Origin of the sequence: Kitasatospora sp. NPDC127035 (assembly GCF_042726075.1) — a bacterium.
Lineage (GTDB): Bacteria > Actinomycetota > Actinomycetes > Streptomycetales > Streptomycetaceae > Kitasatospora.
In genome coordinates this window covers 19,939-41,670 of record NZ_JBHXDN010000071.1, presented here as the reverse complement: position 1 = coordinate 41,670, position 21,732 = coordinate 19,939, and the positions used below count along the sequence as shown (strand labels likewise).

The following is a 21,732-nucleotide window of genomic DNA, read 5'->3' as shown; positions in this document are numbered from 1 at the left end:
ACCGGCGGCGGGCGTTCGGAACGCCGGGGAGCGCAGGGCCCGGCGCGGTCAGCCGGAGCAGGCGATCCGCTGCGCCTGCTGCCAGGCGCACACCGGGCAGAGCGTGGTGCCCGGGTGGTCGGCGGGCAGCTCGGTCGGGTCGCCGCACAGGACGCAGTCGGCGCGCGGACCGGTCAGCTCCGGATCGTGCACCAGCGCCGCCTCTGCGCCACCGGGCGCCAGGGCACAGACCCCGCTGTCCGTGGCGTCCGTCGCGTCTGGGACGTTCCGGACGTTCGGGGCGTCCTCGTGGTTCGTGACCGCTTCGCTCATGCCGCCTTCCTACTCCGCACCCCGGCCCTGCCGCAAGGCGCCGGGGAGACCGCCCCGGGGGCGCGGCGCGAGGAACCGGGCCACCGCGGACGGCGAGACCTCGGGCGAAGGGCACGTCCTGACGTCCGGGAGGCGGCGGGTACGGTGAACCGCATGCCCGACGCCCCTGCGCCGCCCCCCGCCCTGCACCGACGGCTGCTGACCGCCCGGGCCGCCGAGCCCAGCTACCCGGAGGTCGGCGCCACGCGGGACGCCAGGCTGCCGGACGGGTACGCGCACCTGCGACGACGCGTCCATCTCGGACGCGGGCCCGAGGTGCTGGAGCGGGCCGGACGGTACGTACTGGGCTGGGGCAGCCAGTTGGGCACCGGCTTCGCCGTGTATCCGCACACGCCCGCCGAGCCGGGGGCGACCGTCCTGCTGCGCCTCAGCCTGCCCGGCACGCGCCGCCCCCGGATAGTGATCCCGTGCCGGGTGGTGTGGACCGTCGACGAGCCGGACCGGATCGGCTTCGCCTACGGAACGCTGCCCGGCCACCCGGAGTGCGGCGAGGAGGCGTTCCTGGTGTCCATGGACGCGGCGGGCGAGGTCTGGTTCGAGGTGACCGCGTTCTCCCGGCTCGCCGCCCGGTACGCGCGGATCGGCCGACCGGTCGCGCTGCTCTGCCAGTACCTGGCGATCGAGCGGTACCTCGCCGCCGTGGCCTCCGCCGCCGTCGGCCGCCCCCGGACCGGCCCCGACGACACCGGCCCCGCCGAGGTGGCCGCCCGGCCCGCGCCGGACGCGCGGCGTACTCCACCGACGGTCGCCGCTCCGTAGCCGGCAGCCGCCGGGGCCCGGGCGCCCGGGCCCGGTGCGGCCGGGCGCCCGGGCGCCCCCGGCCGAGCCGGGCCCGGGCCGGCCCGGATCAGCCCAGGAACGAGAGCCGGACGGACCGCCGGGGGTTGTCGCCGTTGGTGTCGATCAGGACCACGGACTGCCAGATGCCCAGGGCCAGTTGGCCGCCTATCACCGGCAGGGTGGCGTGCGGGGCGACCAGCCCGGGAACGACGTGGTCGCGGCCGTGGCCGGGACTCCCGTGCCGGTGACGCCAGCGGTCGTCGGCCGGAATCAGCTCGCGCAGCGTGGCCAGGAGGTCGTCGTCGCTGCCCGAGCCGGTCTCCAGTACCGCGATGCCCGCCGTGGCGTGCGGCACGAAGACGTTGAGCAGGCCGTCGCGTCCGACCGCGTGGTCGTTGAGGAACCGCGTGCAGCGGTCGGTGATGTCGAGCGCGACCTCGCGGCTGCCGGTGGTGATCTCGAAGGTCGTGGTCCGGAAGGTCGTGGACGTGGTGTAAGTGTGGTCCGCCATGCCGTCATCCTGGCTCACGCCGGTGGGTGCGGCTGCCAGCCTCGCCGACTCCCCGTGCCGGGGCGGCAAGTCACCGTAGAGTGAGAGGTTCAGACCTCTCGGAGGCCCGGGCACCCGGTCCCGCAGGTCGCCTGCGGGAGGCGTGCGGGGCGCGGCGAAGACCCGACGGTTCTGTGAGGATCCGCCGGGCCGGTGCTGGTGGGTGCGAGGGATGACGGGCACCCCGGGGCCTGGGGCCCTCAGCCGCGCCCACCGAAGAGACCCCGTCGCAGCCGGCGCAGCGGCGCCAGCAGCTTGACCCGTGCGTGACGGCGCGGCGGCGCGGTCGGGGCACTGGCGCCGCGCGGCGTCAGCTCCCTTATCAACCCGAGCGCCTCGGCGGTGTCCACCGCCGGGAGTGCGGGCGCGCCGAGCACAGCCAGGTGACGCTCGATCCGGCGGCCGGTCGCGCCGACACCGCACTGGATCGCCGGCACGCGGGGCCGAGTCCGGACTTGCATCTGTTCCATCAGTTTCCCACCCCTACGAGGCGCCAGGGCCGTGAGGCGAAGACTATCCGTGAGAGACGGCCTTCGCGCAACCGTCCTAGTGTGCTGCCACCGTATCGTGCGGCGTCAACTGACACTGCACCAGGGGCCGCTCGGCCGGTCACGACTAGGCATCAATGATGGTGCACGACCGGCCGCACGTCAGCGGGGCCTTCGGGGCACGCGCCCGGCGCCCGCCCCGAAGGTGTGCGCCGGGGCGCACGGAGTCACCGCCGTCTCACCTCCCGTAGCCGCCGGGCGGGCGGTGGAGCGAGGGTCGAGCGAGGGTGGCCGACCACAATCGGAGTCCGACTGTCCGTTTAGGAAGTGAACACAGACGAGGGATTGACGCGAGCCTTGGCTCCAAGCAATATCTCTAACGACCGCGCAGGCGTGATCCCCTTCCGCAGGCCCGTTCGACTGATGAAGATTCCGGCTCCCCCGAGCCACTGCCGGGCCGCCTCGACGCTGCGGCGACCCGGCTCGGGCGGTGCCCGGACCGGCGGCCGGCCGTAGAGGGTCGGCCGGGCCGCCACCAGGCTGCCGGTGCCGCCCCGCACGGGTCCGGCACCGGCGGTCCCGGGAGTCCCCGCGTCCACCCCGTCCCCGCCCGCACCCCGCCCCTCGGACCGGCCGCAGTGCGCCGCCGGGACCGCCCCGTCCGGCGGGTACGCGCACGCCGCTCGGTAGACTCGGCCAGCGTGCCAGTTCTCCTCAGCATCGTGCTTCCGGTCCACGGGGTGGAGCGCTTCCTGCCCCGCTGCCTCGACTCCCTCCTGGCGGACGCCCCCTCGTCCGAGTCCCGCTTCGAGGTGATCGCGGTCGACGACCGCTCGCCCGACGGCTGCGGCGCGATCCTGGACGCGTACGCGGCCCGCGACCCCCGGCTGCGCGTGCTCCACCTCGCCGAGAACCAGGGCCTCGGCGGCGCCCGGACCGCCGCCCTCCCCGAGGTCCGCGGCACCTACGTCTGGTTCGTCGACAGCGACGACTGGGTGCCCGAGGGCACCGTCGCAGCCCTCCTCGACGAACTCGCCGGCGAAGCGGCCCGGGAGGAGCGGGGCGAGACCCCCACCGACGTCCTGCTGACCGACTTCACGCACGTGTACCCGGACGGCGGGACCGAGCCCAACCCCTGGCGGCACGTGCTGACCGGCTCGCCGCTGGTGGCCGGATGCACGCTGGCCGAGCACCCGGCGCTGTTCAGGACCGTGATGTCGGTCTGGAACAAGGTGTTCCGGCGCGAGTTCCTGCTCGCCCTCGGGGTCTCCTTCGGCCGCGGCTACTACGAGGACATCTCGGTCACCTACCCGGCGCTGCTCGCCGCCGGACGACTGCGCTACCTCGACCGCCCCTGCTACTTCTACCGGCGGGGCCGCGCCGGTGCGATCACCAGCACGGCCTCCCCCCGGCACGCCGACGCCTTCGCCCAGTACGACGCGATCTTCGACTTCCTGGACCGGGAGCCGGAGGCCCGGCCCGGCCCGCCCGTCCCCGAGTCGCTGCGCACCCTGGTCTTCGAGCGGACCGTCCAGCAGGCGCTCACCGTGTACGACACCCCCGGGCTGGTGCCGGTCGGGCTGCGCCCCGAGTTCTTCCGCCGGATCGCCGGGCACTTCGCCCGCCACCGCCCGGCGGGCTACCGGTTCCCCGGCGGTGTGCGCGGCGTGCAGTACCGGCTCGCGGCGCGCGGCTCACGGCGCGCGTACGCCGAGCTGCGCCGCACCGGCCGGCTGCCGCGCGAACTCGGACGCGGGGCCCGAGCGGTGGCGCCGGCCCTGAAGAAGGGCGTGCGCAGCGGCGCCCGGTTCACCGCGTACAACGCGTTCCGCCGGCTGCCGCTGGACCGGCACCTGGCGGTGTACGCGGCGTACTGGCACCGCGGTTACGCGTGCAGCCCGGCGGCGATCTACGAGAAGGCGAAGGAGCTGGCGCCGGGGATCCGCGGGGTCTGGGTGGTGGAGAACCGCAAGCAGGCGGCGACCCTGCCGGCCGGCGTCCCGTACGTGATCGTCAACACGCCCGCGTACCTGAGGGCGATGGCCACCGCCAAGTACTTCGTGAACAACGTCAACTTCCCGCGGACGATGGCGAAGCGCCCCGGGACGGTACACGTCCAGACCCAGCACGGCACGCCGTTGAAGGCGATGGGCATGGACCTCAGGGACCACCCGGTGGCCGCCGACGGCATGGACTTCGACCGGCTCCGGGAGGCCGTCGACCGCTGGGACTTCCTGGTCTCCTCGAACCCGCACACCAGCGAGCACTTCGCCCGGGCCTTCCCCGGCCGGTACGAGATGCTGGACACCGGCTACCCGCGCAACGACCGGCTGGCCGTCGCCGCGCCGGCCGAGGTGGCCGCGATGCGCGAGCGCTTCGGGCTGGAGCCCGGGCGCACCGCCGTGCTGTACGCGCCGACCCACCGGGAGGCGCGCGGCGGGTACGTGCCGCTGCTGGACGTGCGGGACCTGGCGCGTCGACTCGGTCCCGGGTTCACGCTGCTGGTGCGCACCCACTACTTCCACACCGGCGCTCCGGGCGACCTGGCGGCGGACGAGGGCGCGGCCGAGATCCTGGACGTGTCGGCGCACCCGACCGTGGAGGACCTGTACCTGGCGGCGGACGTCCTGGTCACGGACTACTCGTCGATGATGTTCGACTACGCCGTGCTGGACCGGCCGGTCGTGATCTTCGCGCCGGACTGGGAGGAGTACCGGCGGGACCGCGGCGTCTACTTCGACCTGTTCGAGCAGCCGCCGGGCGCGCTGACCACGGACCCGGACGGTCTGGCGAGCGCCCTGCTGGCCGGGGACCCGGAGCCGGAGGCGCGGGCGGCGTTCCGTCGGCGGTTCTGCCCCTGGGACGACGGCGGGGCGGCGGAACGGGTGGTCCGCCGGGTGTTCCCGACGACCGGCTGAACCCCGCGGAGCCGCCGGCCCGGGCGGGCCGGAAGGCGGCGGGCGGGCCGGAAGGCGGCGGGCGGGGCCCGGAGGGATCCGGCGCCCCGCCCGAGCGGCCTCAGCCCTGGCGCGCGGCCAGGAACTCCTCGAACGTCAGCTCGCCGTCGTGGTTGGTGTCCATCTGCTTGATGACGGCCTCGGCCACGGCGATCGAGGTGGTCAGGTCGCCGAGCTCGCGGGCGACCTTGGCGTACTCGGTGGCGGTGATACGGCCGTTGCCGTTCACGTCGAACTTGTCGAACGCCGCGCGGATGGTGTCGACGTCTGCCATGGGTGGCCCCTCCTGAGGACTGATGAACTGCCGATCCCCCGAGCCCGCGATCTGCTGATCCATTGATCTACAGATCTGCTGATCCAGAAGACCTGCTGATGTGCGTTTCCGACGGCCGTACCCTACCCGGCCGTGGTGAGCGCCACGGTCGGCGGGAGTGGACGGGCTCGGGGGTGGGTGTCGTAGTCTGCGGGTCTGATCCCGGCCCGGCCGGGGGAACGACCGCCGCTCGTCGTATCTCAGGCCCGGGCACCTCTCGGGCGTGCTCGTCCAGGGAGGGACCATGCTCGATCTCGTCACCAGGCTGGTGCTGAAACCGCTCGCCCGGGGGATCTGGCGGCCCACCATCGAGGGCATGGAGAACGTACCGCGCAAGGGCGGCGTCATCCTGGCCAGCAATCACCTCTCCTTCATCGACAGCGTGGTGATCCCGCTGACCGCGCCGCGCCGGGTCCACTTCCTGGCCAAGGCCGAGTACTTCACGGGCACCGGGCTCAAGGGCTCGCTGTCCAAGGGCTTCTTCGAGGCGATCGGCGCGGTGCCGGTCGAGCGCGGCACCTACCGGTCGGCGCAGGCCTCGCTGGAGTCCGCGCTGGAGATCCTGGAGGACGGCAAGGCCTTCGGCATCTACCCGGAGGGCACCCGTTCGCTGGACGGCCGCCTCTACCGGGGCAAGACGGGGGTGGCCTGGCTGGCCCTCACCGCCGGTGTCCCGGTGGTTCCGGTGGCCCTGGAGGGTCCGGACCAGATCCTGCCGATCGGCAAGCGGGTCCCGCGCGTCCGGAAGGTCACGGTGCGGTTCGGGGAGCCGCTGCACTTCGACGACCTGCACGGCCAGGCCCGCTCGCTCAAGGCCCGCCGGCAGGTCACCGACGAGGTGATGGCGGCGATCCAGAAGCTCTCCGGCCAGGAGCGCGCGGAGACCTACAACGAGATCCCCAAGGCGGCCTGAACCGGGCCCGCCGGCGCCCGTGTCGACCGCAGGGCGGCCACCCCACCGGGTGGCCGCCCTGCGGCGTGCTGCGGGCACCCGGTGGCGTCGGTCGGGCGTGCCGGGCGCCGCGGACGCGTCGGCGGGGCCGTCAGGCGCGGCCGGGGACGGCGGCCGGGGTCCGGTCGTGGCCGGACGCCTGCGGCGCGGCGGCCGGGACCTCGCGGCGGAGCAGCGCGGCGTAGCGGCCGTCCGCCTCCAGGAGCTCGTCGTGGGTGCCCAGTTCGGCGATCCCGCCGCGGTCGAGGACGGCGATCTGGTCCGCGGCGCGGACGGTGGAGAGGCGGTGCGCGATGGTGATCGTGGTGCGGCCCGCCGCCAGGGTGTCGATCGCCTGCTGAACGGCACGCTCGGTGCTGTTGTCGAGGGCGCTGGTGGCCTCGTCGAGGATCAGCACGGGCGGGTTGCGCAGGATGGTGCGGGCCAGCGCGAGCCGCTGCTTCTCGCCGCCCGAGAAGCGGTATCCGCGTTCGCCGACCAGGGTGTCGAAGCCGTCGGGCAGGGCGGCGATGGTGTCGTGGATCTGTGCGGCCCGCGCGGCGGCGGCCAGTTCCTCGTCGGTGGCGTCCGGCTTGGCGAAGCGCAGGTTGTCGGCGACCGAGGCGTGGAAGAGGTAGGTCTCCTGGGAGACCACGCCGACCGCCCGGGACAGGGTGTCGAAGGAGAGCTCGCGGACGTCGACGCCGTCGATGGTGACCCGGCCTCCGGTGACGTCGTAGAGCCGGGGCACCAGGTAGCTGAGGGTGGTCTTGCCGGAGCCGGTCTCGCCGACCACGGCGAGCGAGCTGCCGGCCGGGACCTTCAGTTCGAGGCCGGCCAGCGTGGGCCGCTCCTGGTCCGGGTCGTAGCGGAAGTCGACGCCCTCGAAGCGGACCTCGCCGTGGATGGTCTCCAGGGTGACCGGGCGGTCGGGTTCGGCGATCTCCACCGGCAGGTCGAGGTACTCGAAGATGCGCTGGAACAGCGCGAGCGAGGTCTGCACCTGGACGCCGGTGGAGAGCAGGCTGACGGTCGGGCGGAACAGGCCCTGCTGGAGGGAGACGAAGGCGACCAGGGTGCCGACCGAGACGATCGGCGCGCCGCCGGCCGCCGCCAGTCCGGCCGCCCAGTAGATCAGTGCGGGCATGGCCGCCATCACGATCTGGATGGTGTTCATCCGCCAGCGGCCCGCCATCGAGGCGCGCACTTCGAGGTCGGCCAGCCGGTCCGACTGGGCGGTGAACTCGCGGGAGAGCGAGTCGGAGCGGCCCATGGTGCGGCCGAGCAGGATCCCGCTGACCGAGAGCGACTCCTGCACCGCCGAACTCATCGCGGCCAGCTGCTTCTGCCGGTCGCCGGTAATCTTCTTGCGCTCCTGGCCGACCCGGCGGCTGATCCACACGAACAGGGGCAGCAGGACCAGGGAGACCACGGTGAGCCGCCAGTCCAGCGCGGCCATGGCGACCACCGAGGCGATCACGGCGGTGAAGTTGGAGACCAGCGAGGTGGCGGTGGAGGTCACCGTGGACTGCATGCCGCCGATGTCGTTGGCGATCCTGGACTGGACCTCGCCGGTCCGGGTCCGGGTGAAGAAGGCGAGCGACATCCGCTGGAGGTGGCTGTAGACGTCGGTGCGCAGGTCGTGCATGACGCGCTGGCCGACGGTGGTGGAGATCAGCGTCTGCAGCACGTTGAAGATGCTGTTGACGACCGCGGCGGCGACCATGCCGAGCGCGAGCAGGGTGAGCAGCCCGGTGCGGCCCTGCGGGATGGCGGTGTCCAGGACGGCGCGGAGCAGGAACGGCGTGGTCACCGAGACCACGGCGGAGGCCGCCACGAGCAGGCCGACGGTGGTGAGGCGGCCGGAGTACGGGCGGAACAGGCCGAGGATGCGCCGCCACTGGGTCGGCGGGCGGGGTTCGCCCTCGGCGAGGGCGGGCGGGGTCCACTGGGTGCGTTCGGGGCGCACGGGCGCTCCTCCCCGGGTCGGCCGCCGCGCGGGCGCCGCGCACGGGGCGCGCGCCGACGGCGGGTGGGCGGTCGGTCGCCCGCCAGCATAGCGAGTGAGGCTCATAGTTAGCAAAGCTAATAGTGAGATGGCCTCTGCTCCACCCGGCGCACGTGCGGCCCGACCGCTCCGCCCCCGCCGCCGGTCAGGTGGTGCGATAGGTGCGCGCCGCCTTGGAGGAGACCCCGCCGAGCCTGCCGGACGGCAGCACCCGGGCGATCGCGACGGCCAGCTTGTACCGCTTGCTCGGCACCGAGAGCGACCGCCCCCGCGCCAGGTCGCGCATGGCCTCGTCGACGACCCGCTCGGCGGAGAGCCAGCCCCAGGCCGGGATGTTCCCCGTCCCCATGCCGGCCCGCTCGTGGAACTCGGTGCGGGTGAAGCCCGGGCAGAGCGCCATCAGCCGCACGCCGGTGCCCCCGAGGTCGCGCATCACCCCCTGGGTGAAGCTCACCACCCACGCCTTGCTCGCCCCGTAGGTGCCGCGCGGGAGGAAGGCCGCCACCGAGGCGACGTTGACGACCGCGCCGCGACCGCGCTCGCGCATCCCGGGCAGGGCGGCCGTGGTCAGCCGCAGGATCGCCTCGACGTGCACCTTCAGCATGTCCAGCTCGTCCTGGAGCGGCACGGTCGAGAACGCGCCGCGGTTGCCGAAGCCGGCGTTGTTCACCAGGAGGTCCACCGGCCGGACCCGGTCGGCGAGCCTGGCCTCGACGGCCGCGATGCCGTCGTCGGTGGCGAGGTCGGCGGTGAGCACCTCCGTCTCGACGCCGAACCTCCCCCTCAGGTCCGCGGCGGAACGTTCCAGTCGCTCGGTGTCCCGGGCCACCAGGACGAGTCGGTAGCCGCTCCGGGCGAGCCGACGGGCGAACGCGGCTCCGATGCCGGCGGTCGCGCCGGTGATCAAGGCAGTGGTGGTCATGCACCCGACCGTACCTACTCACGGGTACCCGGCGGTACCACGGCAGGCCGCGCGAGCATCCCCCCTCCCGGAAACGGTCACGGAGCGTACTGCGGTGGCGGCCGATGGTTCGCACTCGTATCGTCTTTCGAGGGGGGCGCCGCCGGACCAGGCGGTGAAGATCCGATGAGGAGGCACATCTGATGCTTGCTCAGCACCTGACCGGAAGGGCCCCGGCGCCGCTCGCGACCCGGGCCGAACTCGACGCACTCGGTGCGCTGATGGTGGAGGACGAGGCCGTCGTGAGCGACGCGCCCACGTACCGTCCCGAAGCCGCTGCGCTGCTGCTGGTGGGACTCGCACTCCTGCTGTCGCCGAAGCAGCCCAAGGAGAAGACCCGGTAGCCGGAACCACCCGGCCCCCCGGGCCACCCGCGGAGTCTCCCGACCCTACGGCTCACCGGCCCGACCGGAGCCGCGAACCGACGGGCAGGGGCCGCAGGCCATGAGCCCGGGCCCGGCGGAACCTCCGACACGCGGACGCGCCACCGACACGGGGACGCACCGCCGTCACGCGGGCCCGCCGCAGCCCTGAGACACCGCGACACCCCTCAAGGAGAATCACGCACCATGCCAACCGCCGATCTCTCGCTCCGCGACGAGTACGCCGCAGCGGTCGAGCGGCTGGCGGGCCGCACCCTCGACGCCCTCCGGGGCGTCGAGGGTGCGGTCGCGCTCGCCGATCCCGGTACCGGCACCGCGCCGCGTCCGGTCCTCGCCGCCGCCCGGGTGCTCGGGCCGGACCTGCTCGCCCCACGACTGCTCGGTGCGGCCGGCCCCGACGACGAGGCCGTCCTGCTCCTGGCCGAGGCCCTCCTCGCCTTCCCGCCCACCGCACTCCCCGCGGGCGCCGCGTCGGCGCCCCTCTCCCCCGGCCTTCCGTCCGGCACCGCCGCCTCCCCCCGGCACGGTCCCGACGGACACGGTCCCGACGGCGGACCGGACGGGCTCGGCCCCGACGCCACGGCGGTCGTCACCGCCTGGCGGGACTGGGCGGCCGGATCCCTGCTCACCCGGGCCCTGGCGTCCACCGCCGACCTCGCCCGCCTCGCCGCCCCCGGCGTGAACCTGGCCGCGCCGCAGCCGGACCGCGTCCCGCGGCTGGAACCCCACGCCTGGCAGGCCTGGTCGGTCCGGATGGCCCAGCTCTCGTCGCTCGCCCTCCCGGACCTCGACGGCCCCGTCCACGACGCGGCCCGCGCGAACACCCTCGCCCTCGCCCGCGGGGCCGTCCGCTCGATGCTCCGGCGCGACCACCGGGTCGCCGCGCGGCTGGCCCGCTGGCTCGCCTGGGCCGCCGCCGACGGCCGGCCGGTGCCGCTGGAGATCGCCCCCGTCCTGGAACGGATCCAGGTCGTCGGCGACGGCAGCGCCCGCACCGCGCTCGAACTCTCCATCGCGGACGCCCTGCTGAGCGGAGCCACCCCATGACCGACCACCGGATCCTCTCCACCGCGCAGCAGATCGGCTCGCGCGCGATGGCCTGGCTGCACGCCTCCCACGAGATCGGGTTCGGCAAGCTCTCCGACAACATCACCATCGACCTCGCCGACCCCAACAACGCCTACAAGCCGCTCGGTGAGTGTGCGCTGGCCGCCTCGCTCGTCCTGCGCGACGGCGTCACCGGCCCGCACGACGCACGGATCGCGCGCGAGCTGCTCGACTTCGGCTGGGCCCAGCTCCGGGAAGGCAACCTGCTGTACGAACGGCAGTTGCGCCACCTGGTGATGACCGACCCGCTGGAGACGTACGTCCACTTCGCCAGGTCCGGCTACCGGCACCCCCCGATGGACGAGCTGCTGGAGTCGCTCGCCAAGCTCCGCGCCGTCCAGGTCGCCGAGATCCTGCCCAGCCGGCGGCTCGCGGTCGCCAACGCGCGCCGCGTCGTGGGCCTGCGCAACCAGCCCGACGACTGGGCCGCGCTCGCAGCCGGGACCTGGCTCGGCGCCACCCCCGAACCGTGGGCCGTCGACTGGATGACCGGGTACGACATCACCCACACCGTCTTCCACATCACCGACTGGGGCGCCCGGCCCGAGAACCTGCCCGAACCGATGCGCGACTACGTCCGCGCCTGGCTGCCCGCCTGGGTCGACATCTGGCTGGAGGTCGGCCAGTGGGACCTCGTCGGGGAACTGCTCGTGGTCGACTCCTGCATCGGCGAACCGGTCACCGGGGCACAGGGCTGGGAGGCGCTCGCCGCCGTCCAGCGCGAGGACGGCCTGATCCCGCGCGACAACTCCGAACCGGTCTCGGACGACCCCGAACAGGCCTTCCGCGACCACGAGCACACCGCCGTCGTCGCGGTGGTGGCCGGTACCGTCACGCTGTCGCGCGCGCTCGGCGGCGCCGCGGTCGCGGCCTGAACGCGATGCCCGGCCCGGACGCGGTGGCAGGCCCGGACGCGACGGCAGGCCCGGACCCGGCCTCCCGGCGGGCGGCAGGCCGTCCGGGCCCGTCCGCCGGCACCGGCGCGGTGGACGGCCGCGGTGGCGTCACGGACGCCCGGGGCCGCGAGGCGGCGGACGGCGAGGACAGCTCCGACGGTCCGGGCGCCGCGCAGGCCGCCGCGCTCGTCCGGGCCGCCGCGCCGCACGCCACCGCCGTCACCCTGGCCGTGGCGCGCGGAGACCGGACCGCCGTGCACTGCCACGGCCGGACCGCCGTCGACGGGGAACCCTGCACACCCGACACCGTCTTCGAACTCGGCTCCGTCACCAAGACGTTCACCGCCCTGCTGCTCGCCGTGATGGCCGAGCGCGGTGAACTCGCCCTGGACGACCCGATGGAGCGGCACCTCCCGCCGAACTGGCAAGCGCCCGAAGTCCGTCGGGGCGGCCCGATCAGGTTGTTGCACCTCGCCACCCACACCTCCGGCCTGCCCAGGCTCCCGCCCGGACTGCTCGCGACCGCCCTCCCCGCCTGGACCGCCAACCCGTACGCCGGCTACGACGAACGGCTGCTGCGCGCCGGTCTGGCCCGAACCACCGTGCGCCAGCGACCCGGTGAGCGGTACGGCTACTCCAACTTCGGCGTCGGGCTGCTCGGCCGGCTGCTCGCCGGGACCGGCCGCACCGGCTACGCCGAGTTGCTCGCCGACCGCGTCTCCCTCCCCCTCGGCCTGCGCGCCACCACCTGCTCCCCCGACGCCCCGCACCGCGCCACCGGCCACCGGCGCGGCCACCCGCTGCCGCCCTGGCGCATCCCCGGCCTGCCGGGCGCCGGAGCCGTCCGCGCCAGCGGCACCGACCTGCTGCACTACCTCCGCGCCCACCTCGCCCCGGACACCGACGCGTTGGGGCGCGCCCTGCGCGAGGTCCGGCGCCCGCGGCTGCGCCTGCCGCGCTCGGCCGACCGGCTCGGGCTGGTCTGGAACTGCCGGACGACCGCGGACGGGCGCGACCTCCTCTTCCACTCCGGCGCCACCCGCGGGTTCACCGCACTGGTCGGCTTCTGCCCCCAGACCGCGACGGCGGTCGCCGCCCTCACCAACACCGGTCCGTCGCTCGACGGGCGCTTCGTGCAGGCGGCCTACGACAGCCTGAAGCAGCTCGCGGAGCCGACGGGTTGACCGAGGCCGCGGACGCTGCGTGCCCGCCGTCCGGGCCGGACGGCGGGCACGGGGGTCACTGCTGCTCGGACCGGGCCGCCGTGTCGGCCTCGCCACCGGCCCCGACGGGGCGCAGACGGGAGGCGGCGGTGGCCGCGAGCTGCGGGGCGAGGCGCGCGACGTCACGGGAACCGACCGCGGCGATCAGGGCCGGCAGCATCCAGCGGACCGGCTGCATGCCGCGGAGCCACGCCTGGGCGTAGACGTGCGCGGAACGCCGGGCGATGCCGGCGACCAGGCGGTCCACGGCCGGGTCGAGCGGGTAGGTCTTGTTGGCCGGCCACGGCAGGCGGTCCCGCATCTGCCGCAGGACGGCGTCCTCGTCGGCGCCGCGCACCATGTCCGTGTCGGTCCAGCTCAGGTAGCCGACACCGACCTTGACGCCCTGGTGGGCGACCTCGGCACGGATCGCGTGGGCGAACGCCTCGACCCCGGACTTGCTGGCGCAGTACGCGCTCATCAGCGGCGCCGGAGTGAGCGCGGCCAGCGAGGCGATCTGCAGCAGGTAGCCGCGGCTCTCGGTGAGGGCGGGGAGGAAGGCCCGGGCGGTGGCCACGCTGCCGAGCAGGTTCACCTCGATGACCCGGCTGAACGCCCGGTGGTCGCTGTCCAGCAGCGGGCCCCCGATGGCGATGCCGGCGTTGGCCACGACCGTGTCGATCCGGCCGTAGTGCTCCTTGATCCGGCCGGCGACCTCGGTGAGCGCGTCGACGTCGGTGACGTCGGCCTCCCAGGCGGTGGCGGACGGGCCGCACTGCGCGGCGACCGCCTTGAGTTCGGCCGGCTCCAGGCCGACCAGCGCGACCCTCGCCCCGCGCCGGGCGAGCGTGCGGGCGAGGGCGGCGCCCACACCCCGGGCGGCTCCGGTGACGACGGCGACCTGGGCGGAGAGCGGCGGGGTGGCGGTCATGCGGCGGCGGTCCTCTCGGGGGTGGCGGTACCGGTGACGGACGGGGAGCCGGCGGGCCCGGAGGGCGCAGCGGCCCCGGCGGGCAGGCCGGTTGCCCGCCCGGCGGCCGCGCCGGGCAGATGGGCGACGGCGAGCCGGTCGATCTCGTCGGCCACCTCGGCCGGCCGCTCGATCGGCGCCATGTGACCGACGCCGGGCAGCAGGAGCAGCCCCTGCGGGTCGGCGAGCGCGGCGACGATCCGGTGCGCGTGCACCGGCGGGGTGAGGCGGTCGTCGGTGCCGACCACGACCGCCGTCGGCACGGTGAGCCGGGCCAGTCCGGCACGGACGTCCAGCCGGTCCAGCACCAGGGCCCAGTTGGCCCGGACCGCGGTCGGGCAGGCGTGCACGATCCGGGCCGTCACCTCGACCCGGTCGGCGGGCGAACCGGCGCCCATGGTGCCGTACTTGAGGCCGGCCCGGGTGACCGGACCGAGCGGCCCGAGCGGCAGCCGGGAGCGCAGGATCCGGCGGTGCAGGAAGCGCCGCAGCCCCGGGGAGCGCACCGCGTCCGGGACGACGCGCAGATCGGCGACCAGGTCGGACGAGCCGGTCGAGATCAGTACGGCGGCGGCCGTCCGCTCGGCGACCTCGGGCCGGCCGGCGGCGGCCATCACGGTCATGCCGCCCATGCTGTGGCCGGCCAGGACGGCACGCTCCCCCGCCGGGACGGTCCGGTCGAGCACGGCGGAGAGGTCCTCGGCGAGCGCGCGGGTGGAGTAGCGGACCCTGCTGGGCGGGACCTCGCTGCGGCCGTGGCCGCGCTGGTCGTAGGCGACGACCCGGTACCGGTCCGCGAGCCGGTGGATCACCGGGGCCCAGAAGCGGGTCGAGCAGGTCCAGCCGTGGGCGAGCACGACGGTGGGCGCACCGGGCTGTCCGTACACCTCGACGTGCAGCCGGGTGCCGTCGGCCGAGCGGACGTCCGCCTCCTCCGTCGGGGCGGGCGGCACGCAGTCGGCGGGAATCGTCGGGCGGCTCATACCAGGACCTCCTCGGCCTCGGTGGTGGTCGTGCCGCCGGCGGCGTCGCGGCGGTGGATCAGCTCGTACTCGGTGAGGTCGACCCGGCGGGTCGCGCGGCGGAAGGAGCTGGTGGAGGCGGGCCAGAGCACCGTGTTCCTGCCGCTCTTGTCCAGGTACCAGCTGCGGCAGCCGCCGGTGGTCCACACGGTGCGGTCCATCCGGTGCTGGAGTTCGAGGTTCCAGCGGCGCTGGGCCCGGGCGGTCGGCTGCATGGCGGCGGCACCGGTCGAGCGGAGCGTGGTCAACGCGTCGATCAGGTAGTTGAGCTGGGACTCGATCATCAGGATCATCGAGCTGTTGCCGAGGCCGGTGTTGGGGCCGATGACGAAGAAGAGGTTCGGGAAGCCGTGGACGGTGGAGCCGCGCAGCGCCTCCGCCCCGTCCTTCCACTCGTCGGCCAGGCTGGTGCCGGCGGCGCCGAACACCCGGGCCGCCACGGGGATGTCGGTGACGTGGAAGCCGGTGCCGAAGACGATGGCGTCCACCTCGTGCTCGCTGCCGTCCGCCGCGACCAGGGTCGATCCGCGCACCTCGCCGAGTCCGGAGGAGACCACCTCGGTGTTGGCCGCGGCGAGCGCCGGGTAGTAGGTGTTGCTGAGCAGGATGCGCTTGCAGCCGATCCGGTAGTCGGGGGTGAGCCTGGCGCGCAGGGCGGGGTCGGCGACGCCGTCGGCGAGGTGCCGCTCGGCGAGCCGCTGGACCACCTTGAGCAGGCCGGGCCGCCGGACGAAGGCGTCGACCTGGACCTCGCGGAGGGCGAAGAGGACGCCGCGGCGGAGCTTCGCGGTGGCCGGCAGCCGGCCGTGCAGCCACTTCTCCAGCCGGGTGATCTCGCGGTCGCGGCGCGGCAGGACCCAGGCCGGGGTGCGCTGGAAGACCGTCAGGCTGCCGACCTGCGGCTGGATCGCGGGGATGATCTGTGCGGCGGAGGCCCCGGTGCCGACCATCGCGACGCGCTGCCCGGCGAGCCGGTAGTCGTGGTCCCAGCGGGAGGAGTGGAAGACCTTGCCGGGGAAGGTGTCCAGGCCGGGCAGGTCCGGGATCTGCGGGTCGGCGAGCGGTCCGGCGGCGGCGACGACGGCGTCGGCGGTCCACCGGCCGGCCGTGGTGACGATCCGCCAGTGGGCCCGCTCGTCGTCCCAGCGGGCTTCGGTGACCTCGGTGCCGAACCGCAGGTGCGGGCGGAGACCGAAGACGTCGGTGACCTTCTCCAGGTACGCGCGGATGTCCGGCTGGCCGGAGAAGCTGCGCGGCCATTCGGCGTTGGGGGCGAAGGAGAAGGAGTAGAGGTGGGACGGGACGTCGCAGGCGCAGCCGGGGTAGCTGTTGTCGCGCCACGTCCCGCCGACCGAGTCGGCGCGCTCCAGGATGACGAAGTCGGTGATGCCGGCACGGCGCAGCCGGACGCCGGCGCCGAGGCCCCCGAAGCCCGACCCGATGACGGCGACGCGGACGTGGGGGACGGGGGACTCCTCGACCGGGCCGGCCCCGTCGGTCACGCCGGTCTCGGCGGTCACACCTGCCTCGTCGGTCGCGCCGGTCGCGCCGGGGCGGGGGCGCTTGCTGCTGGATGCCATGCGGCGTCCTCCTGGGAGTGGGGCCGTGAGGGTACGTGCTGCCACTGCTCGGCGGGGCGCCGGGTCGCGTCGGTCGTTCCACGCGGACCTCGGGCGCCGATCGAGCCAACCATGCCAGCAATCACTGGCACGATTGGCAGGGTAGCCCTTGCTGACAGTTGATGGAAGAAGCGCGACCGTCCCGGTTCGGCGACCGCCCGTCCTATGCTGATCGCCGTGGACAAGGTCAGCGCAGCCGCCGAGGACAGACAACGCGAGTTCCGGGTGGAGGAACTCGCCAAGGCCGCCGGCATCACCACCCGCACCCTGCGCTTCTACCGGGAGCGCAAGCTCCTCCAGCCGCCGCGCCGGGAGGGCCGGATCGCCTGGTACGGGGAGACCCACCTGGCCCGCCTGCGCATGATCGCCGAGCTGCTGGAGCGCGGCCACACCCTGGGTGGCATCGCCGAACTGATCGGCGCCGGGGAGAGCGGCCGCGACGTGGCCGAGCTGATCGGCCTGGAGGCGGCCATCGTCGCCCCCTGGTCGGACGAGGCGCCGGTGCACCTCGGCTGGGACGAACTGGGGGCGGCCTTCGGGGACCAGCTCACCGAGGAGAACACCGCCGAGGCCGTCGCCCAGGGATTCGTCACCGTCCGGGAGGACGGGATCACCCACGTCAGCCGGCGGCTGATGGACGCCACGACGGCCCTGGTCGCGGAGGGCGTACCGCTCTCCGTCGTCCTGGAGTCCAGCCGGCGGACCCAGGAGCACGTGACCGCGATAGCCGAGATCTTCACCTCGCTGGTCCGCGAGCACTTCCTGGGCGCACTCACCGACGAAGCGCCACTGCCTCCGGGCGAGGCCGCCCGGCTGACCGAACAGATCCTCCGGATCCGCCCGCTGGCCCGGACGGTCACCGACGCCCAGTTCGCGCTCGCGATGGACCGGCGGGTGCACGCCGAGTACGAGGGGCTGCTGCGGCAGCGGCTGGAGAAGCAGGAGGACGACTGACGGCCTGCGGGTTCCGCGCGCCGGCGTCCGACCGCCGCCCGAGCGCCGTCCGAGCGCCGTCCGCCCTCGATCCTCCCGCAGCGCGCCCGCCGTGCGCCCTCCGTCACCGGACGTGACCCTCCGGAGGCGTAGGGAACCGATTCCCCGGGCAGGGATGGGGCGCCTCGCCGCCTGCCGGAACGGAGTCGCCCGATGCCCGATGCCGCCGCCGCTCGCTCCCTCCCCCGCCGCTCCCTGTTCGCCCTCGCCTCCGGACTCGCCCTCGCGGCCTGTGGATCCGGCGGGGGCGGCGGATCCGGCGGGGGCGGAACCGGCGGGGGCGGAACCGGCCCGTCGCCCGGACCGGCCGGGCCGAGCGCCTCCGGCCCGTCGGGCGGCGCTCCCCGGGTCGTCCGGCACGCGCGCGGCGAGAGCACCGTCCCGGCCCGTGCCGCCCGCGTCGTCGTGCTGGACACCGACGCCCTCGACTCGGTCGTCACCCTCGGCCTCACCCCGGTCGGCGCCACCACCGTGGCCGCCGGCGCGCCGCTCTCCGCCTACCTGCCCGCCGACCGGCTGACCGGCGTCAGGACCGTCGGCACCATCGGCGCGCCCAACCTGGAGGCGATCGTCGCCCTGCGGCCCGACCTCATCCTCAGCAACCAGGTCCGCGACGACAAGCGCTACGACGAGCTGTCCAAGATCGCACCGACCGTGCTGAGCGCGACCACCGGCCCCGCGTGGAAGGAGAACGCCCGGCTGCACGCCGAGGCACTCGGCCGGCAGGCGGAGGCCTCCGCCGTGGAGGAGAGCTACCGGACGAAGGTGCGCGAGCTGGTCACCGCGCTCGGCGGCCCGACGAAGGCAGCCGCGCTCAAGGTCGCGATGGCGCGCTTCCTGGCCGGCGCCCCCACCCGGCTCTACCTCAACGACACCTTCGTCGGCTCCCTGTTCAAGGACATCGGCGTCGGCCGCCCCGCCGACCAGGACAAGCCCGGCTTCTCGATCGAGATCAGCCCCGAACAGGTCGACAAGGCGGCGGCCGACGTCATCTTCTACTCCGTCTACGGGGACCAGGCCAAGTCCGACCACGGGAAGATCGTCTCGGGTTCGCTCTGGAGCGGCCTCGACGCGGTGCGCAACGGGAAGGTCTACCAGGTCGACGACAACCTGTGGATGCTCGGCATCGGCTACACCGGCGCGGGCCTGGTCCTCGACCAGATCCGCCGGAGCCTGACGGCCTGACGAGGCGGTCCGTGCGGCTGCGGCCCCGGGGCCCGCACCGGGCGTGGGACCAGGGCTGCGACGGTCGACGAACGGCTGCGAAAACCAGGGTGTCCGCGCAGCCTTACGGGCCTACCATCCGATCATGATCGAAGGTAAGGCCGTAAGGCTGCGCGCCCTGCGCGCGGAGGACGCGGAGCACCAGCTCCGGTGGCGCAACGACCCGGAGGTGGTGCGCTGGGCGGCGGCCGGGGACCCGCTGTTCGGGCCGACCACCGCCGAGGCGCTGGCGGACCGCTTCGGCCGGATCCTGCGGCTGAACCCGCGCGAGGCCGCCATGTTCACCGTCGAGGAGACGGCCGGTGGCCGTGCCATCGGCCTGGTCGACTACCGGGGCCTCGACCCGTACGAGGGGGTCGCCGAGGTCGGGATCGCCATCGGTGAACAGGAGTTCTGGGGACGCGGGTACGGCTCGGAGGCGCTGGGGCTGCTGGTGGACCACCTGTTCGGTGCCTACCCGCTGCACCGGATGGAGCTGGACACCTGGAGCGGCAACGAGCGCGCCGCCCGGTCGTTCACCCGCCTCGGCTTCCGCGAGGAAGGACGCCGCCGCGGTGCGGTGCTGCTGGGCGGCGAGCGGTACGACCGGCTGCTGTTCGGCATGCTCCGGGCCGAGTGGGAGGAACGGCGCCGTCAGGGCGCCTCCGACGACCGGGGTTCGAGGAGCGCCACCGTGAGGTAGGGCTCGCCCGGCCCCGGCGGCGGGGGCGCCCAGGACGGGTTGGCGAAGGTGTGCAGCCGCCCCTCGGTGAGGGCGAACCGGGGCAGGCTCACACCGAACTCGACGGCGAGCGCCGCGAGGACCTCGCACTCGCCCCGCCGCCCGTGCCGGTCCGGACCGAAGTGCCCGTCCGGGTCGAGCGCCGCCGGGACCGCCTCCCGCCCGGTGCGGTCGACGGCCGTCCCCCGGGCGGTGAACGCGTAACGCTCCTCCCCGCCCCCGGCCACCGACAGGTGGAAGAACCGCTCCTGCGGCGCGACGAAGACCGCGACCACGCGCCCCCCGGTCCGGCCCGAGACGGCTGCGGCCGGGGAGGTGAAGCGATCCACGTCGAACCGGGACGGTCGCAGGTCGAAGGCGAAGCTCCAGGGAGTGGCGGCGTCACCCGCGCGGCCGACCACGGCGGGCTCCGACCCGTCCAACGCCACGAACCCGCCGCCCGCCGGTCGACGGACGGCGGGCTCCCGGCGGCTCGTCGGCGGATCGAGCCGAGCGGCCTCGTCCGCGGCGACGACGACGGGCAGCGCGTCCGGCGCGACGCCCTCGACCAGCACGAAGCGGTAGGGCTCGGGACGCCCGCCCGACGTCGGCTCCGCCGCCAGCCAGGCGAGCCCGTCGGCCTCCTCCGGCAGGTCCGCCCCGTCCGGCCCGTCCGCTGCCGCGACCGGCGTCGGCCGGGGTACGGCTGCGCCGCCCCTCGGTACGCCCAGGAGCTCGTGACCGCGCTCCGGGGTGAGCAGCGGTCCGAGCAGCGGGTCGGCGAGCAGCCCGACGGGCGCGAGGTGGTCCGGCGCGACCGGCGTCCACTGCGGCAGTGCCGCGCGCAGCGTCCGCCAGGCGGCCTCCGTCCCGCCCCAGCGGGCCTGTTCCCGCGCTCGCTCGACGGCCTCGCCGAACGGACCGGGCGCGGTGTAGCGGAAGGTGCGCTCCCGGACCTGCCGGAGCACCGCGTCGGCTTCGCCCCGCAGGCCCTCGGCGAGGATCCCGGTCAGGCGCCCCCAGGACGCCTCGTCGCGGCCCGACCGCACATGGTCGGCCGCGAGGACCGCCACCACCTCACCGAGGAGCCGGGAATCGTGCGGCAGCGCGCCGAACGCCCCGTGGCCCGACGGTCCCCGGAGCCGGCGCAGCTGGCCGTACAGCCCCACGGCGCGCGGCCGACCGAACTCGGCGGCCTCGGCCAGCGCCGCCTCCGCCCGTTCGGACGCCCCGGCCAGCGCGTCCAGCCGGGCCGCCTCGACCCGGGCGTCCTGCTCACGGGTGGTGGCGTTGCGGAACGCCTCGCCGTGGTCACTCGTCGCGGACCGGTGGAACTCCCGGTACATCGCCTCCATGAACGCGCGGAACGAGCCGAACCGCTCCGGCGGGGCCGCCCGCCACGAGGCGAAGGAGTACGCCGCCCACTCCCCGTCGGCGTCCCGGTCCTCCGGATCGAGCAGGACGAGCACCAGGTCGGACTCGACGTCCAGTTGGAGGGCACGCTCCCACATCCCCGCCAGCCCGTCCTCCCCCCAGTACTCGCTGATCGCGTGGCCGTCCAGGTGCCAGCGCGCCTCGTCGGTGCCGGCGAGGCGGTAGACGAAGCCCCCCGCGTGCCGCCACCCGTCGCTGACGGCGAGGAACTCCCGGTACGACGGCGGCAGCGCGCAGCCCAGCTCCTCCTCCATCGCCGCGATGCGCTCCTCCGGCGCCGGGTCGAAGCCCAGCCGGTGCGGGCGCCCGGCGTCCTCCCCGCCGGGCTGACGGCCCGTCGGGTCGGTGTGCACGTCGGCCCACTCCTCGCTCCAACGGGTGAGGAAGAGCCGCCAGTCGAAGGTCTGCTCGGTCATGGCCGCGATCCTTGCACGCAGCACCGACAGATCCCTTGGACGCCGGGAACGGTCCCGTCCGGCAGCCCTCCGCGCCCCTCCGCACCCGTCCGCGCCGACGCGGCCGACGGCTTCCCCGGGAGCCTGGCGGCCGACCGGCGCGCCGACAACGACGGCCCCGACCGGTGCCGCCCGGCACGACGGGTCCGGTTCGCCGTCGACCGCCGCGGATCGGGGGCCCTCAGCAGCAGTGACCGGCCGCTCCGCGCAGGACCGGCCGGAGGCTCCCGCACCGCTACCGCACCAGGAGTTCTTCCTTCGGTCACCGCCTCGTACGGGTCGGGCCGGCGTCCACGACCCCACCACCGGCCGGTCGGGGCCGAGGCCGTCGCGCTCCGGCGGGGGCCCCACGACCGGCTCCGACCAC

The 21,732-nt window shown here is 74.8% G+C and carries 20 protein-coding genes; 10 read left to right on the top strand and 10 right to left on the bottom strand.

Annotation, left to right across the window (positions count from 1 at the left end):
* Positions 1–48: 48 nt before the first annotated feature.
* Positions 49–312 (bottom strand): hypothetical protein, encoded by a 264-nt coding sequence (locus ACFWIC_RS33805; RefSeq protein WP_380520761.1) that lies wholly within the window; start codon positions 310–312, stop codon positions 49–51.
* 153 nt (positions 313–465) lie between these two features.
* Here ACFWIC_RS33805 and ACFWIC_RS33800 point away from each other — a divergent pair, with 153 nt between their 5' ends.
* On the top strand, positions 466–1,131 hold the full coding sequence (locus ACFWIC_RS33800) for a DUF1990 family protein (protein WP_380356981.1): 666 nt from the start codon (positions 466–468) through the stop codon (positions 1,129–1,131).
* Positions 1,132–1,219: 88 nt separating this feature from the next.
* Here the strand turns inward: ACFWIC_RS33800 and ACFWIC_RS33795 are convergent, their stop codons facing one another.
* Positions 1,220–1,663: a secondary thiamine-phosphate synthase enzyme YjbQ gene (locus tag ACFWIC_RS33795; protein ID WP_329950492.1), complete on the bottom strand. Its 444-nt coding sequence runs from the start codon at positions 1,661–1,663 to the stop codon at positions 1,220–1,222.
* Between the two features lie 239 nt (positions 1,664–1,902).
* Positions 1,903–2,172 (bottom strand): hypothetical protein, encoded by a 270-nt coding sequence (locus tag ACFWIC_RS33790; protein ID WP_329880554.1) that lies wholly within the window; start codon positions 2,170–2,172, stop codon positions 1,903–1,905.
* A gap of 719 nt (positions 2,173–2,891) precedes the next feature.
* Here ACFWIC_RS33790 and ACFWIC_RS33785 point away from each other — a divergent pair.
* Positions 2,892–5,108 carry a CDP-glycerol glycerophosphotransferase family protein gene (locus ACFWIC_RS33785; RefSeq protein ID WP_380520760.1) on the top strand — a complete coding sequence of 739 codons (2,217 nt, stop codon included), beginning with the start codon at positions 2,892–2,894 and terminating at the stop codon, positions 5,106–5,108.
* A gap of 100 nt (positions 5,109–5,208) precedes the next feature.
* On the opposite strand, the gene ACFWIC_RS33780 is transcribed toward ACFWIC_RS33785, so the two are convergent.
* Positions 5,209–5,421 carry an EF-hand domain-containing protein gene (locus ACFWIC_RS33780; protein ID WP_329880556.1) on the bottom strand — a complete coding sequence of 71 codons (213 nt, stop codon included), beginning with the start codon at positions 5,419–5,421 and terminating at the stop codon, positions 5,209–5,211.
* Positions 5,422–5,704: 283 nt separating this feature from the next.
* On the opposite strand from ACFWIC_RS33780, the gene ACFWIC_RS33775 reads away from it, so the two are divergent.
* Positions 5,705–6,373, top strand: a complete 669-nt coding sequence (locus ACFWIC_RS33775) for a lysophospholipid acyltransferase family protein (protein WP_329880557.1) — start codon at positions 5,705–5,707, stop codon at positions 6,371–6,373.
* A 130-nt stretch (positions 6,374–6,503) separates the two neighbouring features.
* On the opposite strand, the gene ACFWIC_RS33770 is transcribed toward ACFWIC_RS33775, so the two are convergent.
* Both ACFWIC_RS33770 and ACFWIC_RS33765 read right to left on the bottom strand, forming a co-directional pair.
* A complete protein-coding gene (locus ACFWIC_RS33770) occupies positions 6,504–8,360 on the bottom strand; it encodes an ABC transporter ATP-binding protein (RefSeq protein WP_329880558.1) in 1,857 nt (618 codons plus the stop codon).
* Between the two features lie 184 nt (positions 8,361–8,544).
* Entirely contained in the window at positions 8,545–9,321 is a 777-nt protein-coding gene (locus ACFWIC_RS33765; RefSeq protein WP_329950490.1) for an SDR family oxidoreductase, read from the bottom strand.
* Positions 9,322–9,503: 182 nt separating this feature from the next.
* On the opposite strand from ACFWIC_RS33765, the gene ACFWIC_RS33760 reads away from it, so the two are divergent.
* The 4 genes from ACFWIC_RS33760 (at position 9,504) to ACFWIC_RS33745 (ending at position 12,930) form a co-directional block, all read left to right on the top strand.
* Positions 9,504–9,704 (top strand): hypothetical protein, encoded by a 201-nt coding sequence (locus tag ACFWIC_RS33760; RefSeq protein ID WP_329880560.1) that lies wholly within the window; start codon positions 9,504–9,506, stop codon positions 9,702–9,704.
* 225 nt (positions 9,705–9,929) lie between these two features.
* Entirely contained in the window at positions 9,930–10,790 is an 861-nt protein-coding gene (locus tag ACFWIC_RS33755) for a hypothetical protein (RefSeq protein WP_380520759.1), read from the top strand.
* Complete coding sequence (locus ACFWIC_RS33750) at positions 10,787–11,725, top strand: DUF6895 family protein (RefSeq protein WP_329880562.1); 939 nt, start codon at positions 10,787–10,789, stop codon at positions 11,723–11,725. Before ACFWIC_RS33755 ends, ACFWIC_RS33750 begins: the two co-directional genes overlap by 4 nt.
* A gap of 5 nt (positions 11,726–11,730) precedes the next feature.
* Positions 11,731–12,930 carry a serine hydrolase domain-containing protein gene (locus ACFWIC_RS33745; RefSeq protein WP_380520758.1) on the top strand — a complete coding sequence of 400 codons (1,200 nt, stop codon included), beginning with the start codon at positions 11,731–11,733 and terminating at the stop codon, positions 12,928–12,930.
* A gap of 55 nt (positions 12,931–12,985) precedes the next feature.
* On the opposite strand, the gene ACFWIC_RS33740 is transcribed toward ACFWIC_RS33745, so the two are convergent.
* From ACFWIC_RS33740 to ACFWIC_RS33730, 3 genes are read right to left on the bottom strand one after another with little or no spacing between them, the layout of a single operon-like run.
* Positions 12,986–13,879 (bottom strand): SDR family oxidoreductase, encoded by an 894-nt coding sequence (locus ACFWIC_RS33740; RefSeq protein WP_329950488.1) that lies wholly within the window; start codon positions 13,877–13,879, stop codon positions 12,986–12,988.
* A complete protein-coding gene (locus tag ACFWIC_RS33735) occupies positions 13,876–14,901 on the bottom strand; it encodes an alpha/beta fold hydrolase (RefSeq protein WP_380520757.1) in 1,026 nt (341 codons plus the stop codon). Before ACFWIC_RS33735 ends, ACFWIC_RS33740 begins: the two co-directional genes overlap by 4 nt.
* Entirely contained in the window at positions 14,898–16,520 is a 1,623-nt protein-coding gene (locus ACFWIC_RS33730; RefSeq protein WP_380520756.1) for a flavin-containing monooxygenase, read from the bottom strand. The genes ACFWIC_RS33735 and ACFWIC_RS33730 overlap by 4 nt, the downstream gene beginning before the upstream one ends.
* A gap of 216 nt (positions 16,521–16,736) precedes the next feature.
* On the opposite strand from ACFWIC_RS33730, the gene ACFWIC_RS33725 reads away from it, so the two are divergent.
* The 3 genes from ACFWIC_RS33725 to ACFWIC_RS33715 all read left to right on the top strand — a co-directional run bounded on the left by ACFWIC_RS33725 (position 16,737) and on the right by ACFWIC_RS33715 (position 19,458).
* Positions 16,737–17,513 (top strand): MerR family transcriptional regulator, encoded by a 777-nt coding sequence (locus ACFWIC_RS33725; RefSeq protein WP_329880567.1) that lies wholly within the window; start codon positions 16,737–16,739, stop codon positions 17,511–17,513.
* Between the two features lie 192 nt (positions 17,514–17,705).
* Complete coding sequence (locus ACFWIC_RS33720; protein WP_380520755.1) at positions 17,706–18,737, top strand: ABC transporter substrate-binding protein; 1,032 nt, start codon at positions 17,706–17,708, stop codon at positions 18,735–18,737.
* Positions 18,738–18,861: 124 nt separating this feature from the next.
* Positions 18,862–19,458, top strand: a complete 597-nt coding sequence (locus tag ACFWIC_RS33715) for a GNAT family protein (protein WP_329950484.1) — start codon at positions 18,862–18,864, stop codon at positions 19,456–19,458.
* Here the strand turns inward: ACFWIC_RS33715 and ACFWIC_RS33710 are convergent.
* Entirely contained in the window at positions 19,410–21,326 is a 1,917-nt protein-coding gene (locus ACFWIC_RS33710) for an SMI1/KNR4 family protein (protein WP_380520754.1), read from the bottom strand. The two genes, ACFWIC_RS33715 and ACFWIC_RS33710, sit on opposite strands and share 49 nt — an antisense overlap.
* Positions 21,327–21,732: the final 406 nt, after the last annotated feature.

Bases quoted from the DNA above. Each gene is read 5' to 3' on its own strand.
- ACFWIC_RS33805 (WP_380520761.1), bottom strand. From the start codon at position 312: ATGAGCGAAGCGGTCACGAACCACGAGGACGCCCCGAACGTCCGGAAC.
- ACFWIC_RS33800 (WP_380356981.1), top strand. From the start codon at position 466: ATGCCCGACGCCCCTGCGCCGCCCCCCGCCCTGCACCGACGGCTGCTG.
- ACFWIC_RS33795 (WP_329950492.1), bottom strand. From the start codon at position 1,663: ATGGCGGACCACACTTACACCACGTCCACGACCTTCCGGACCACGACC.
- ACFWIC_RS33790 (WP_329880554.1), bottom strand. From the start codon at position 2,172: ATGGAACAGATGCAAGTCCGGACTCGGCCCCGCGTGCCGGCGATCCAG.
- ACFWIC_RS33780 (WP_329880556.1), bottom strand. From the start codon at position 5,421: ATGGCAGACGTCGACACCATCCGCGCGGCGTTCGACAAGTTCGACGTG.
- ACFWIC_RS33775 (WP_329880557.1), top strand. From the start codon at position 5,705: ATGCTCGATCTCGTCACCAGGCTGGTGCTGAAACCGCTCGCCCGGGGG.
- ACFWIC_RS33765 (WP_329950490.1), bottom strand. From the start codon at position 9,321: ATGACCACCACTGCCTTGATCACCGGCGCGACCGCCGGCATCGGAGCC.
- ACFWIC_RS33760 (WP_329880560.1), top strand. From the start codon at position 9,504: ATGCTTGCTCAGCACCTGACCGGAAGGGCCCCGGCGCCGCTCGCGACC.
- ACFWIC_RS33755 (WP_380520759.1), top strand. From the start codon at position 9,930: ATGCCAACCGCCGATCTCTCGCTCCGCGACGAGTACGCCGCAGCGGTC.
- ACFWIC_RS33750 (WP_329880562.1), top strand. From the start codon at position 10,787: ATGACCGACCACCGGATCCTCTCCACCGCGCAGCAGATCGGCTCGCGC.
- ACFWIC_RS33745 (WP_380520758.1), top strand. From the start codon at position 11,731: ATGCCCGGCCCGGACGCGGTGGCAGGCCCGGACGCGACGGCAGGCCCG.
- ACFWIC_RS33740 (WP_329950488.1), bottom strand. From the start codon at position 13,879: ATGACCGCCACCCCGCCGCTCTCCGCCCAGGTCGCCGTCGTCACCGGA.
- ACFWIC_RS33735 (WP_380520757.1), bottom strand. From the start codon at position 14,901: ATGAGCCGCCCGACGATTCCCGCCGACTGCGTGCCGCCCGCCCCGACG.
- ACFWIC_RS33730 (WP_380520756.1), bottom strand. From the start codon at position 16,520: ATGGCATCCAGCAGCAAGCGCCCCCGCCCCGGCGCGACCGGCGCGACC.
- ACFWIC_RS33720 (WP_380520755.1), top strand. From the start codon at position 17,706: ATGCCCGATGCCGCCGCCGCTCGCTCCCTCCCCCGCCGCTCCCTGTTC.
- ACFWIC_RS33715 (WP_329950484.1), top strand. From the start codon at position 18,862: ATGATCGAAGGTAAGGCCGTAAGGCTGCGCGCCCTGCGCGCGGAGGAC.
- ACFWIC_RS33710 (WP_380520754.1), bottom strand. From the start codon at position 21,326: ATGACCGAGCAGACCTTCGACTGGCGGCTCTTCCTCACCCGTTGGAGC.